The following is a 14,400-nucleotide window of genomic DNA, read 5'->3' as shown; positions in this document are numbered from 1 at the left end:
AATAATAATGACGGTATTATCACTGCGAGTTCAGACCCGAGCACAACCGAAATTATAGAGGAAAGTAACTACTATCCATTTGGTTTAAAACATAAAGGGTATAACAATGTTACTTCTTCAATTGGGAATAGTGCTGCTCAGAAATTCAAATATAATGGTATAGAATTTGAAGAATCATTAGGGCTGGATTTATATGAAATGGATTTACGTATGTATGACCCAGCTATTGCTAGATGGAACGCTATTGATATAGTTGACCATTATGAATTTTCTCCATATCAAGCTTTTGATAATAATCCAGCATTCTTTGCAGACCCTAGTGGGGCAGATGCGGAATCTTTTTTTAATAAATTATTTAAAGATTCTAAAAGTGGTGATAAATGGGTTAACAATAACGGTACGTTTACTAATCAGAGAACTGGACAATCAGAAACATGTGATGATTGTGAAGAAGGAGCATCTAGACCTGAAATGGTAGGAGTGCCTAGAGGTGGAGTAGCACCACACAAAACAAGAAAGCAATATTATCATACAGGCGCAGCTGGTAAATCTGGATGGCATTCTGAAGAAAGTTACAATGATATTCTTGATAAGGTTGCATTAACAATTATAAATGGAAATGTATCAGAAGGAACAATGACATGGATTAATAGTTTAGATGACCAAGTATATGAAAAGTTAATGAAGCGTGTTGGTATTGTTGAACAAAGAATAGCCGCGTATAATCACTTTATGATGTCTGGATATACAGGAGAAATGCATTTTAGTTCTCCTATATTTATAGGACTGAGTTTCGTAAGAACACCATCTTTTTCATCAAACAAATTTAATAGTACTGTTGATGATATTATGGCTAACCCTAATTTATTAAAAGGAAATAGTTATATTGATGTTCGAAAAGCATTGAATGGTTCAGATGGTTGGATTAATAGTGTGATGAAAAGGACTAGAGGAACAGATAAAGGATGGGTTTTTAGGCAAGTCAATAGTAAAGGACAACCAACAGGGAAAGTAATACAATACCACCCTGGTTCAAGAAGGCATTTTGGAGGTAACCCATATTGGAAAGTATCAAATGGAACAACAACAACTAGGATTCCTGTTAAATAAAATAGAATGAATCAATACAAAATTTTAGTAGAAAGCTTGAAGTTAATGGCTTTATCATATGAGGAACAAAGAGAGGTTTTACCTGACTTTGTGGAAGATAATATTGAGGAAGATGTAGTGTCTGTCTTTGATAATGCTTTTAAGCTTGTGCCACAGTTAATGGATGAAGAAAAATTATCATATAAAGCAGTAGGCAAGATAATAAGTTGTTTTGTTTTAATGGATTTAAATATTTCTAATACGGATTTAAACGAAGATGCTTTTAAGCATAATGAATTATGGGTGCGTGTCAGAACATTAGCTAAAGAAGCATTAATAGAAATGAATGAACCGTTAACTCGTCCGAATATAGATTTATATTTTGATGATTAAATAAAAGCAGCTAACGGACAAATCATCGGAACAAGTGAAATGTATTCAAGTAAAGATGCCATGGGAAATGGTATAGCTTCAGTAAAAAAGAATGCACCAAATGCTACTGTAGAAGATAATTCTTAGTAGTGAAGTAACATATTAAAATAAGCAAGAAGATGGACTTAAGTTCATCTTCTTGTTTTTTGAGTTTCTTCTAAATAAATATTTTCTAAAACCCTTATTAAAAGATATTTATTTTTTCTTCTTTGAATTATAAAATCACGTATTGTAAACTCAACATAAAGTATCATAAGTAAAGTCAATAAAATTATTCCCCCTATAATTCTAAAACTTTCAAAAAAATCTTTCATGTTTGAAGCATAATTGCTAAAACCTCCTAAAAATGCTCCAAGGTAAACACCAGAAAAAAGAATAATTGAATTAAAAACTACTGCGTAAGTATAATGATTACTCTTGGTTTCTTTTTTTAAGCATTCAATAATGAAAAGTAAATTCTTATCATTAATTTTAATACTCTTTTTCAATTCTTTTTTTATAATTTTTTTTCTAATCTTAATTAAAGTATTACTATCCCATTCTCCTTTATTTGAAAGGGCGAACTTGTAATTTTTCTTGATGATTTTATCATTCTTTTTAGACATGTAAATGCTAGATATTAGCATTAAAATGCCCCCCATAATAGCATAAGAAGAATTTTTTACATCATAGCTTGTATAAATCCAATGAATAATTAGTGTCAAGCCTATTAATGCTAGCACTAGGCTAATTATAGCCCAGTTTAATTTGTATTTTGAATAAACTAATTTCCAAAAAGTTATTTTTTTCTTTAGTTGAATAATATCTTCTATACAATTAACTGACATATTATTTCTTAATTAATCTTTATTAGATTGTTCTTTGTTTGGATAAAAATATCCTTTTAGTTTAAAAAAGAAGGCGTGATACACTACTGAGGCTATATGCAATAAAACAATGAAAGTTATATATAATTTAGAGCAATTATCTGTTTTCATATCCGATATTATACACTGTAAATCAGATATAAATTCAGCTCTTGAAGATTTAGGTATAATAACTAAAAGATACTTAAATTTGTTTATGAAAGGTTTCTTTTTATTCGATATGTTAAATTTGATTTTTTCATTTTCATCACTAAATAACATCTTAATAACTTTAGCATGATTACTATTAGTAATATTATTATCAACAAAGTGAATGAATGTATCGTTATTAATAAATTCTTTTTCTCTTAGTTTTATAAAAATATCCAGTCGATTCATTAAATCTTCTTTATCCTCATTACCATTGATTTCATAAACTTCTAGATAACCTGTTAACTTGACCTTTACTTTAAATTTTAAATTATCTTTTGAAAATAATACAGATTTATTATTAAGGTTTTCAACTACAAATCCTAAGCTCTTAAAATCACTTATATAATCATTTATCGTTTTCAATTAAGCTAATTTTAATATTGAAGCTAATTCAGATTTAGCTTGTTCAAAAACTTTCTCTCCTTGCCCAGTTATTTTGTAGTATTTTCTTCTTCCTCCTTGCCCCGTATCTTCTCCCCATTTACTTTCAACATATCCCTTTCTTTCCATACTTTTTAGAGTGTTATATAAACTTCCTAATAGTATTTTTTTACCTAATTCTTTCAGAATTTGATAGCCGTACATATCATCTATCTCAAGTACAGATAATATTTTTATTTCTTGTAATGTTAGGTTGTGATTTCCCATTTAACAATGTTATTACTCTACTAATATAATTAATTTAATAATAATATACTGAGAATTTTTTATAACTAATTTTTCATTAAAGGAAAATCACAAAATACTATCGAAGCAATAAGTTGTTAATAAACAAGATGAAGAGCGGAGGTTGTAATGATGAAAAAGAATAATTATCTATTAATCTTTCCTGTCAAAAGACAATAGTTCAGAAGTAGTCATTTCAAAAGCATCAGCAATTCTTTTTAGCATAGAAACTTTCATTTCTTGCTTTCCTAGCTCATATTTTCTGAGATTTTGACCATCAATTCCAGCTTTATAAGCTATTTCCCCGCTCCCGCTAGTATTTACTAGTGGCAAGTAAGAGTAAGCAACAAGAAATTAAATTATTAAAATAATAGATAAAGATAAAGCCACAACAGTAATGTTGTGGTTTTGTTGTTTTTAGGAGTATGCTTTTTTGGTTTTAGTATCTCTAATAAAGGCAATGCTATCTACGAGATGTTTTTACGAATAGTTGTTCCTTATAAGGGAATTATTTAAAAATGAAATGATTACTGAGTTTGTTGAAGTAGAGTTATACAGGGTAGTTTGAAATTGAATATTTTAAACTAAATTTAGAAAAGTAAGAGGGAAATTTTCTATCTTACTTCATATTAGAAAAAGAAGTTCTTTGATAGTAATGGCATTTTTAACACTTGATTTTCCTATTTTCTTGAATTCTGATTGTTTTTTGAGCTTGAAATCTTAGTGAGTAGATAGAAAAATCCATAGGTATCCAGATTAGCAGTTAATCTAACTAAGTCTAAATAATTTAGCTAGTAGTATGGTGCATAAAAATAAATGAAGCGATTTCTTTGGTTGATAAAAGACCGTAGTTTTCAGGAAAATATATATAATCACTTGCTTGATTGCAATTAATATTATTATCTATGATTTCCATATAGAAATGTTCGTTTACATCATTATTTCTAATTCTATTCACAATTTCAATTAATTCAAGTTCAGTTATATCTTTAATATTCATTGAAGGTATTTGAGCAGAATCATTTGAAAACTTCGCTATAGATTCATACTTTCTGAAAGTAGAAAAATATTGCAAATCATAATTCCTATTGGTAAATTCATTGAAATCTGCTATTAAATTATCTACGTTGATTTTTTTTAGAATCCCTTCTTCAATAGTCTTTATTTTCTCTGATACTACCTGAATTCTTTCCTGTGTTGCATTTGGCAATAAAGAATTTCTTAATTTCATTTTTTATGAAAAGTAACGGATTAGTAATGTTACAGAAATGAATGAGATTACTCTTTTAAAATTAAAGGCTCCAACATTCTTGAATTTGTATTGTCTACCACTTTCCAATTGTAAATTTTAGAGAGTTGGTAAATCTTCGATAACTCTTCAAATAAACGAGTTTTAGCATCTTTCTGTAATCGAGACACGGTAATTGTCGATTGAATCTTTTCAATCGCTTTAGCGTTGAGTTTATTTAGTTCTTGCTTCGAAAAAGTATTAAACTGACTCTGTTGTAAATCGAAATACTTTATGTCTGGGGAAATGAGTATTTCTTCTTTTGGAATTTTATTGATGATGATTTGTTTTCCTACACTATCTATTTGAATTTCTAATTCCGATAAATCATATCCCACCTCAACCTTAGCATTTACTGAGAGCATTGCTTTCTTTTCAAAGGTAACATATCCATAGAAATACTTTTTTGCATCTGTAAAGCTATACATTTCAGAAAAATTCCCTTGTGAAACTACTAGTTTACTTAAGTTTTGAATTCCGTTTAAAACCACTTGAATCTCTTCTTGTTCGTGCTTTTCTTCTTTCTTTTCGTACCAAAATTTTGCAATTAAAAATCCCAATACAAAAACAGCAACATATCTTAATAAACGCATTGTTCTCTTTTTCTATAAAGATAGGAAAAGTATCTAAAGTGTTTTACGAAACTTGTTTTGTTTCTTTTTCTTCTTTAGGGAATGCTTGTTTATTAAAAACAAACAACAACGCCACTCCTATAGTAATCCAAGAATCTGCTCCATTAAAAATAGCGTTGAAAAAGGTGAAATTTTCACCTTCATAAATAGGAAAATACAGCATATCTACTACTTTCCCATGAAATAGTTCTCCATAAGGATTCTCTGAAAAAAGGGTTGCAACATTATGATAAGAAGAATCAAAAATTACCCCATAAAAAACAGAATCGATGATATTTCCTACTGCACCTGCTAAAATTAATGCAATCGCAATAATAACGGCTGTATGTGCTTTTCGCTTGATAGATTGCCATAACCAATATACAATACCAGTAACCGCAACAACTCTGAATAAAGTTAAAAATAATTTCCCTGCTTTACCACCAAATTCAAAGCCCCACGCCATTCCATTATTTTCAGTAAAATGGATTCTGAACCAATCGTTAAAAACAACTACTTCTTCTCCTAGCTGAAAATGTGTTTTGATGTAAATTTTGCTAATTTGATCAATTAAAATTGCCAGAATTACGGTAAGTATTGCGATGTGTTTTTTAGACATTTTTTTTATTTAATGGAAACAAAAATAAGAAAACTATTTTTATGTTTTCTTTCTGGTTTATAGAAAGAAAAAGACCAATAAACTTTTAGTCATATTGGTCTTATATACAGATAAAAAGAAAACTACCCTTTTAACCAAGCTTTTCTTAGTTCTTTTTGTTGTTGCGTTGCATTCGAGTTATCTTTTAAACTAGTTCCTTTTGTATATGATTGAGTTAAGGTTGTTTTAATAACTACCTCTTTACCATCTCTTTCTAATTTCACCTCAACTTCATTTCCTGGTTGCCACATAAACATTTTAGTAAAAACCTGATTGGCATTTTCCATAGTTACTGGGGTTCCGTCTACTTCTTTAATAGCATCGTTTGACTGTGCTCCGTTTTCTGCCCAAAAACTATTGTCTTTTACTGCTTCTGTAAATCGGATTGTTTTTGTGTCTTTATCTCCTCTAACAATTATAGCCCCATTGTTTTGGATGTAATTTGTTTTTACTTTGGATGCATCTAGTACCAATCCTGCTTTAGCAAAAAACTCATTATAATTAATAGGGGTTCCTTTTACTACATGCGTATTTAAAAATTCACCTATTGACGGATACGTCATTTCAGTAATTTCTTCAATTAACTTATCGTCTTCAAACGGCTTATTTTTTCCGTATTTTAACGATAATTCTTTCATTAATGATAATACTCCTCTGTTTCCATTGCTTTCTTCACGCATTAAAATATCGATACACATCCCTATCAAAGCTCCCTTTTGATAAACATTATAGTACTGAGAAGCATACGGTTCTTCCAATACATTTTCGCTCATCTTTGTAAAACTCATAGCGTCATTCATAGAAGATGCAGTTTTAATTTTACCCATAATTTTACTGTAAAATTCATCTTCTGTTACCAAACCTTGATTTACTTGAAATAATGTAGCAAAGTATTCTGTAATTCCTTCATACATCCATAAATGTTTTGAGAATGTTGGTTGATTGTAATCGAAATAATGTACGTCTTCTGAATGTACACTTAACGGAGTTACGATATGGAAAAACTCATGAGATACTACATCAATCATACTTTTTGCCAATGCTTCATCAGGCATTGCTTCTGGTAACACTACTACTGTTGATGTATGATGTTCTAAAGCCCCAAATCCTTTAGGCGCTTTTTCAGTTCCGTCAGATAAGTATAAATAAATATCGTAGCGTGCTGTACTGTTAATACTTCCTAAATATGCTTTTTGTGCTTGCATCATTTTCTCCATAACTTTCTTAAGCTTTTCAGCTGAGTGCTTCTTATTTGGAGAGTATACACTTAATACAATTTTAATATCACCTACTTTAAACTCTTCAACATCTAATTCTCCATAAAACATAGGATTATCGGTAATATCAAAATAACGTGGTGCAAAATAACTCGACGTTAAAGTTGAACCATCTTCACTTGTTTTTGTTCCTACTTCTTGCAAAGCAGAAGTTCTTTTAAAATTAGCAGGAGAAACAACATCTAACTTATATTGGTTGTTTTTTAACGAATCAAAATACCCTACAAATCCGTGAAGGTTCAGTACATAGTTAGTAGACTCAATATTGGTTCCTGCAGGTGAAAATGGAGTTTCTCCTCCAATTCCTCCTGAAACTTCCATATCAAAAGTATCGTTTACCAAATAAGTTACTTTATCTAATTTTTGGGCATTGGTAATTTCCCATGTATTGGTGTCAACTTTTGTAGCTTCTAATTCGTTTCCTTCATAATCTAAGGCTTTAAAACTATCTACATATTTACCAAAATCACTTACAGAATAAGTTCCTTGAACTACTCTTGGCAATCGATAGGTTACTTTGTCAACTGTAAACCTCCCTGGGTTAATTGTTACAGGTACTTTATCATTATCTACTTTTGTTAAATCTAGAGTTGTTACAATTGGAGCTTGGACAGCTAAATCGTTTGTTGTCTTTTTGGTAGAATTACAGCTTGTTAATAGCAATGCTGCAATGGCTGCTGTGGTTAGTATACTTTTATTCATTTCTTAGTTTTTAATTAACCATTAGACAAAATGATGCTTCATTTGTTACGTCTAATTATTATAAATTTTTGTTAATTACTTTAATTCAATATTCATATTTGCATGAATTGAATTTATGGTAAGTTTTTTAAAAGTTGATGAGTTTTCTTGAGAGAACGGAGATTCTTTTTTTTCTCCATTTATAAGAATTGTTCCATGATTAGTTTTTAAATCTAATTTATATTTTGAAAGAACCTGTGCAAAAACGTTTCCCTGAAAAAGACGGATATTTGAATTTCCTTGAACAGTATTTAATTTTATATTTCCTCTTTCTATATAAATATTTACATCTCCCTTATAACTTTTTGAAGTTACTCCAATAGTTTTTCCATGAATGTCTAAATGCTTGTTTTTAGGAACCTTTATAATAGCCCTAGCTCGTTCTAGCCTCCTCGTTATGTATTTTCGAAAGACTTCTTTTTTTAATGTTGGAATATTTAATTCAAATGTTATTCTAAGAACATCTCCTTGCTTTTTAAACAGTAGGTTATGGGTATGTGGATTTTCATCAAGTAAAATTACTTCTAGCTCGTTACTCTTTGAATTTTCTACTACAAGATCGTCTAAGCCGTAAGTAACGACTTCGAGTTCATTTACGAACATTTCTCTTTTCTGTATTATTTTTTCTTGACAGTAAAGAAGTTGAACACTTATTAGAACAAGTAGTAATAGGATTTTTTTCATATAAAAAAAGCCTCTAAAAGAGGCTCTATTTATTTTAACTTTGAAAGTTATTGTTTTCGTTTTGCTTCAATACTTAAAGTAGCATGTGGTACTAACTTTAAACGTTCTTTTTGAATTAGCTTACCTGTAACTCTACAAATACCATAGGTTTTATTTTCAATGCGAACTAAGGCATTTTTTAAATCGCGAATAAACTTTTCTTGACGAATGGCTAACTGCATGTTTGCTTCTTTAGCCATCGTATCAGATCCTTCTTCAAAAGATTTAAATGTTGGCGACGTATCATCGGTTCCGTTATCAGAACCGTTTTTATATGAGGCTTGTAGCAATCTTAAATCTTCTTCAGCTTTTTCAATTTTCTTTTGAATGATTTCCTTAAACTCTAGTAAATCACTATCTGAATATCTTATTTTAACATCATCCATAATGCTATATTTTTTCAATTAACATTCTACTTTTAATGGTATCAAACTCAATTTCTGTACCATTTTTTAAATCATCAACAAAAACTAATTCATTTGTCAATGTCTCTGCTTTAATGTAGTTTTCATTTGCCAATACCGATTCTCTTAAATCATCAGCCTGTAAAATGGTTAATTTTATTTTATCGGTTACTTCTAAACCTGTGTCTTTTCGTGCGTTTTGAATTCTATTAACTAATTCTCTTGCCACACCTTCTTTGCGTAATTCGTCGTTTATTGTAACATCTAAAGCTACGGTTAACCCTTCTGCATTGGCTACCAACCACCCTTCGATATCTTTCGATGAAATCTCCACATCAGCGGTTCCTAAAGTAATCATTTTATCGTTAATTTCCACAGAAATTTCACCTTCTTTTTCTATTTTAATGATATCCTCTTGTGTAAAGCCTTGTATCTTATTAGCTATCAACTTCATATCCTTACCAAATTTAGGCCCTAAAGCTTTAAAGTTTGGCTTGATTTGTTTTACTAAAATTCCTGAAGCATCGTCTAATAACGTTATTTCCTTAACGTTAACTTCTGATTTTATTAAGTCGGCCACCGCTAAAATTTCTTCTTTTTGAGTAGCATCTAATACAGGAATCATGATCTTTTGTAATGGTTGACGTACTTTAATTTTCTCTTTAGCTCTTAAAGACAATACCAATGAAGAAATAGTTTGTGCATTTTCCATTTTACGCTCTAACGACTTATCTACTAAATCAGCATTATATTTAGGAAACTCTGCTATATGTACGCTTTCAAAACTTTCTTTTCCTGTAGCTTTTATTAAATCCTTATACAAACGATCCATAAAGAAAGGCGCTACTGGAGAACCTAATTTGGCTACCGTTAACATACAAGTATATAACGTTTGGTATGCAGAGATTTTATCTTGTGCATACTCTCCTTTCCAAAAACGTCTTCTACATAAACGTACATACCAGTTACTTAAGTGATCTTGTACAAAATCAGAAATTGCTCTGGTAGCTTTGGTAGGCTCATATTCTGCATAAAATTTATCTACTTTTTGAACTAAGGTATTTAATTCAGATAAAATCCAACGATCGATTTCTGGTCGTTCATGAATCGCTATTTCAGCTTCACTATACGTAAAGTTATCAATATTAGCATATAATGAAAAGAATGAATAGGTATTGTATAAAGTTCCGAAGAATTTACGTTTTACCTCTTCTATTCCTGCCAAGTCAAACTTTAAGTTATCCCAAGGGTTTGCATTTGATATCATATACCAACGTGTGGCATCCGGACCATATTCAGACAACGTGGTAAACGGATCTACCGCATTTCCTAAACGCTTTGACATTTTTTGTCCGTTCTTATCTAATACTAATCCGTTAGACACTACATTTTTATACGCTACAGAATCAAACACCATCGTTCCGATGGCATGTAATGTATAGAACCATCCACGAGTTTGGTCTACTCCCTCTGCAATAAAATTAGCTGGGTAACTTTCTTTATGATCTATGAATTCTTTGTTTTCGAATGGGTAATGCCATTGTGCATATGGCATAGAACCAGAATCGAACCATACATCAATCAAATCACTTTCACGCTTCATTGGTTTCCCTGAAACAGAAACTAAGATAATTTTATCTACTACATTTTTGTGTAAGTCGATGTTATCGTAGTTATCTTCTGACATGTTTCCTACTTCAAAATCAGCAAAAATGTCTTCAGTCATCATTCCGGCTTCAACTGCTTTTGCAATTTCTTCTTTTAATTCAGCTACAGACCCAATACAAATTTGCTCTGTTCCGTCTTCAGTACGCCAAATTGGTAGTGGAATTCCCCAAAAACGAGAACGCGACAAGTTCCAATCATTCGCATTTTTTAACCAGTTCCCAAAACGTCCTTCTCCAGTAGATTTTGGTTTCCAGTTGATGGTTTCGTTTAAATCAAACATTTTATCCTTGACATCGGTTACCTTGATAAACCAAGAATCTAATGGATAATATAAAATTGGTTTATCGGTACGCCAACAGTTTGGATAACTGTGTACATATTTCTCTACCTTAAAGGCTTTGTTTTCTTCTTTTAATTGAATTGCTAACTCTACATCTACCGATTTTTCTGGAGCTTCACCATCAGCATAGTACTCGTTCTTCACATATTTACCCGCAAATTCTCCCATTTCTGGACGAAATTTCCCTTGTAAATCTACTAATGGAACTGGATTCTCATTTTCATCTAACACCAACATTGGCGGCACTTCTGGAGTTGCTTGTTTTGCAACTAACGCATCATCTGCACCAAACGTAGGTGCTGTGTGTACAATACCTGTACCGTCTTCGGTAGTTACAAAATCTCCTGAAATTACTCTAAACGCATTTTCTGGATTTTGATATGGTAAAGCAAATGGTAGTAATTGCTCGTATTTAATACCTACCAAGTCCTTTCCTATAAATTCTTTTACAATTATATAAGGAATTTGCTTATCTCCTTCAACGTAGCTTGCTAATTCCGCTACATCTTCTACTTGATTAAACTTCTTCCCAGCAAATTGTTTTGCTACTAAGTTTTTAGCCAACACCACTTGAATTGGCTCAAAGGTGTATTGGTTGAATGTTTTAACTAAAACGTATTCTATTTTTGGCCCAACCGTTAATGCTGTATTCGATGGAAGTGTCCATGGTGTAGTTGTCCAAGCTAAAAAGTGTACCTCTCCATCAACTTGTAAAAAGTCCGGTAAGGTTTCTTTTATCGTTTTAAATTGAGCTACTACTGTAGTATCTGTAACGTCTTGATACGTTCCTGGTTGATTTAACTCATGCGAACTTAATCCTGTTCCTGCTTTTGGTGAATATGGCTGGATTGTATATCCTTTGTATAACAAATCCTTATTATAGATTTGTTTTAACAACCACCAAACCGATTCCATATATTTTGGTTTATAGGTTATATATGGATCTTCCATGTCTACCCAATATCCCATTTTTTGAGTTAGGTCATTCCAAATATCGGTATAACGCATTACCGCCTTTTTACATGCTTCGTTGTATTCTTCAACGGTAATTTTAGTTCCAATATCTTCTTTGGTAATTCCTAATTCTTTTTCAACCCCCAATTCCACAGGTAACCCATGCGTATCCCAACCTGCTTTACGCTTAACTTGGTATCCTTTTTGGGTTTTATAACGACAAAAAATATCTTTAATGGCACGTGCCATTACGTGGTGAATTCCTGGTAAACCGTTTGCTGAAGGTGGTCCTTCAAAAAACACAAATGGTTCGTTTCCTTCACGTGTAGTAATACTTTTTTCAAAGATGTTGTTTTCCTCCCAATAGTTTAATATTTCTTCTGCTACTTTTGGTAAATCCAATCCTTTGTATTCAGTAAACTTCTTACTCATTTTGTCGGTTTATTAATTGAATGTGCGAAATTACGTATTTTCTTGTAATTGTTGAATTTGAGATATAAAAAAACACCTTGAGATAAGGTGTTTTTTTATCAGTTCTTCATTTTTATTTTTTAGAGTTGTTTAAAATGTAAAAATAAGAACGCCTGTTTTTTTGATGCTCTTTTATAGAACAATTATTTTGATTGGCATCACCACAATTATTCAACAACTGTTCTTCTCCAAAACCAAGAGCACTTTTAATTCTATCAGATGAAATTCCTCGTGAAACAATATAATCTCTGGTCGACCTTGCTCTTTGATTAGAAAGCTTTTTATTGTATGCTTTTGTCCCTCTACTATCGGTATGGGCTTCTATTTTAATAATCATTTCTGGATGATTTTTCATTACCGAAACAATCTGTTCTAGCTCATATTCTGCATCTTCTCTTATTGTATATTTATCAAAATCAAAATAAATTGGATTGATTACAATTTGATCTTCTATAATTAGTGGCTTTAACGATAAGTTTGTTGTAACAAACTGTTTATCCACGTCAAGGGTTTGTAATTGTTTTATATCAGCTTTGTAATCTTCCTTTTCTGCGATAACTACAAAATTTTTCTCACAATCAACTTCAGCAAAAGTATAAGTTCCCTTGTTCCCCGTTATTTTTTGAGCTTGAACCTTACCGTCAGCATCAATTAATTTAACGGTTGCTCCTGATATTGGTTTATTCGTTTTTTCTTCCGATACTATCCCTGTTATATCTTCTTTACAGCTATATAAAATAAAACTGTAAATATCATCATCCCCTTTTCCTCCTTTTCTATTGGAAGAGAAAAAACCATTCTTTTTTACTGTGTTTATTACAAAAGCGAAATCATCATACGCTCCGTTTATGGGAGTTCCTAAGTTGGTTGGCTGCTGATAAATTCCATTTTGTTTTTTTGATTCAAAAATATCAAGAGCACCTAAACCTAGATGTCCGTCTGAAGCAAAATACAAGGTGCTGTCTTTAGCTACAAAAGGAAACATTTCCCTACCTTCCGTATTGATTTCTTTTCCCAAGTTTTCTGGTGTTCCGTAGGTATTGTTTTCTAAAATAGCTACTTTATATATATCTGTCGCTCCAAAACCATGAGGCATATCTGAAATAAAGTATAATGTTTTTTCATCAGCACTTAACGCTGGGTGTCCAACAGAATAGTTATCATTATTAAACGGTAGCTCTTTTATATTTTTCCATTCTCCATTTATATTTTCTGCTTTATATATTTTAAGGTAGGCTATTTTATTAGCTCCTCCTTCTAGTTTTTTACCATTAAAATTTGTTCTGGTAAAATACAGGGTTGTCCCATCGGAAGTAATAACAGCATTAGATTCGTGATACTCTGAGCTTAATGATAAAAGAACTTCTTCTTTTGTTAAATTAACGAGCTGATTTTCGGTATCATAAACTTCGTTTGCTTTGTAGATATTTAAATGAGGTTGGTTGTTCCACTTATACAACTTATCACTAGTTCCAAGCGGTCTAGTCGAGGAGAAATAAAAATTATCTTCATAAATAAACCCTCCAAAATCTGAATACTTAGTGTTTATTGAAAGATTATTTACATGGGTAAATACCTTTTTTATTTGATTGGTATACCTCGTAAAATAGCCTTCGTTTTTCTCTAGCGCTTGTCCCCTAGAATCATCTCCTTTAACCCTACTAAACTTTACAAGCCACTCGTCAGACTCTTTAACTTTACCATTACTTTTTAAAGATTGCGCATATTTAAAAAAGTATTCTGGTGGTACTGTACTTTCATAAGTATCCATTAACCGTTTGTACCATTTTTCGGCTTCTAAAAATTCTGAATTATAATAATGAGAATCTCCTAATCGACTAACTATTTCGTACGAATTATTTCCTTTATCATAAATTTTCTCGTACAATTCTGCTGCTTTTTTATAAGCAAACACTTCAAAATATTTATCAGCAGTATACTTTCTTTGCCCCAAACAAATACTGCTAAAAAAAATAAAGACTATTACTATTTGTTTCCCCACATCTCTTATTTTTTGTAG

The 14,400-nt window shown here is 31.2% G+C and carries 14 protein-coding genes and 1 pseudogene; 3 read left to right on the top strand and 12 right to left on the bottom strand.

Going from position 1 to position 14,400, the window contains the following annotated elements:
• From V1T75_RS15795 to V1T75_RS15785, 3 genes and pseudogenes are all read left to right on the top strand, one after another.
• Positions 1 to 1,110, top strand: a 1,110-nt coding sequence (locus tag V1T75_RS15795) for an RHS repeat domain-containing protein (protein ID WP_330489459.1), incomplete at its 5' end; no start/stop codon positions are given.
• A 6-nt stretch (positions 1,111 to 1,116) separates the two neighbouring features.
• Complete coding sequence (locus V1T75_RS15790) at positions 1,117 to 1,482, top strand: hypothetical protein (RefSeq protein ID WP_330489462.1); 366 nt, start codon at positions 1,117 to 1,119, stop codon at positions 1,480 to 1,482.
• A pseudogene (locus tag V1T75_RS15785) lies at positions 1,483 to 1,608 on the top strand (YegP family protein); the annotation flags it as partial.
• 44 nt (positions 1,609 to 1,652) lie between these two features.
• On the opposite strand, the gene V1T75_RS15780 reads toward V1T75_RS15785, so the two are convergent.
• The 12 genes from V1T75_RS15780 to V1T75_RS15725 form a co-directional block, all read right to left on the bottom strand.
• Positions 1,653 to 2,348, bottom strand: a complete 696-nt coding sequence (locus tag V1T75_RS15780; RefSeq protein WP_330489458.1) for a hypothetical protein — start codon at positions 2,346 to 2,348, stop codon at positions 1,653 to 1,655.
• A 12-nt stretch (positions 2,349 to 2,360) separates the two neighbouring features.
• A complete protein-coding gene (locus V1T75_RS15775) occupies positions 2,361 to 2,942 on the bottom strand; it encodes a hypothetical protein (RefSeq protein ID WP_330489457.1) in 582 nt (193 codons plus the stop codon).
• Positions 2,943 to 3,227, bottom strand: coding sequence for a PadR family transcriptional regulator (locus V1T75_RS15770; RefSeq protein WP_330489456.1), 285 nt, complete (start codon positions 3,225 to 3,227; stop codon positions 2,943 to 2,945). It lies immediately after the preceding gene.
• Between the two features lie 171 nt (positions 3,228 to 3,398).
• Complete coding sequence (locus V1T75_RS15765; RefSeq protein ID WP_330489455.1) at positions 3,399 to 3,578, bottom strand: helix-turn-helix domain-containing protein; 180 nt, start codon at positions 3,576 to 3,578, stop codon at positions 3,399 to 3,401.
• A 454-nt stretch (positions 3,579 to 4,032) separates the two neighbouring features.
• Positions 4,033 to 4,455: a hypothetical protein gene (locus tag V1T75_RS15760; protein WP_330489454.1), complete on the bottom strand. Its 423-nt coding sequence runs from the start codon at positions 4,453 to 4,455 to the stop codon at positions 4,033 to 4,035.
• A 68-nt stretch (positions 4,456 to 4,523) separates the two neighbouring features.
• On the bottom strand, positions 4,524 to 5,126 hold the full coding sequence (locus V1T75_RS15755; RefSeq protein WP_330489453.1) for a DUF4230 domain-containing protein: 603 nt from the start codon (positions 5,124 to 5,126) through the stop codon (positions 4,524 to 4,526).
• A 43-nt stretch (positions 5,127 to 5,169) separates the two neighbouring features.
• Positions 5,170 to 5,763, bottom strand: coding sequence for a lipoprotein signal peptidase (locus V1T75_RS15750; RefSeq protein ID WP_330489452.1), 594 nt, complete (start codon positions 5,761 to 5,763; stop codon positions 5,170 to 5,172).
• 122 nt (positions 5,764 to 5,885) lie between these two features.
• Positions 5,886 to 7,781, bottom strand: a complete 1,896-nt coding sequence (locus V1T75_RS15745; RefSeq protein ID WP_330489451.1) for a M61 family metallopeptidase — start codon at positions 7,779 to 7,781, stop codon at positions 5,886 to 5,888.
• A 75-nt stretch (positions 7,782 to 7,856) separates the two neighbouring features.
• A complete protein-coding gene (locus tag V1T75_RS15740; RefSeq protein WP_330489450.1) occupies positions 7,857 to 8,504 on the bottom strand; it encodes a hypothetical protein in 648 nt (215 codons plus the stop codon).
• Between the two features lie 47 nt (positions 8,505 to 8,551).
• On the bottom strand, positions 8,552 to 8,929 hold the full coding sequence (locus tag V1T75_RS15735; RefSeq protein WP_121148680.1) for a TraR/DksA family transcriptional regulator: 378 nt from the start codon (positions 8,927 to 8,929) through the stop codon (positions 8,552 to 8,554).
• Positions 8,930 to 8,933: 4 nt separating this feature from the next.
• Positions 8,934 to 12,341, bottom strand: a complete 3,408-nt coding sequence (ileS, locus tag V1T75_RS15730; RefSeq protein ID WP_330489449.1) for an isoleucine--tRNA ligase — start codon at positions 12,339 to 12,341, stop codon at positions 8,934 to 8,936.
• A 112-nt stretch (positions 12,342 to 12,453) separates the two neighbouring features.
• Positions 12,454 to 14,382 (bottom strand): OmpA family protein, encoded by a 1,929-nt coding sequence (locus V1T75_RS15725; protein ID WP_330489448.1) that lies wholly within the window; start codon positions 14,380 to 14,382, stop codon positions 12,454 to 12,456.
• Positions 14,383 to 14,400: the final 18 nt, after the last annotated feature.

Origin of the sequence: Tenacibaculum sp. FZY0031, assembly GCF_036350695.1 — a bacterium.
Taxonomy (GTDB): domain Bacteria; phylum Bacteroidota; class Bacteroidia; order Flavobacteriales; family Flavobacteriaceae; genus Polaribacter.
Note: the sequence above shows the minus strand (reverse complement) of the source record. Positions and strands in the feature narration are given on the sequence as shown.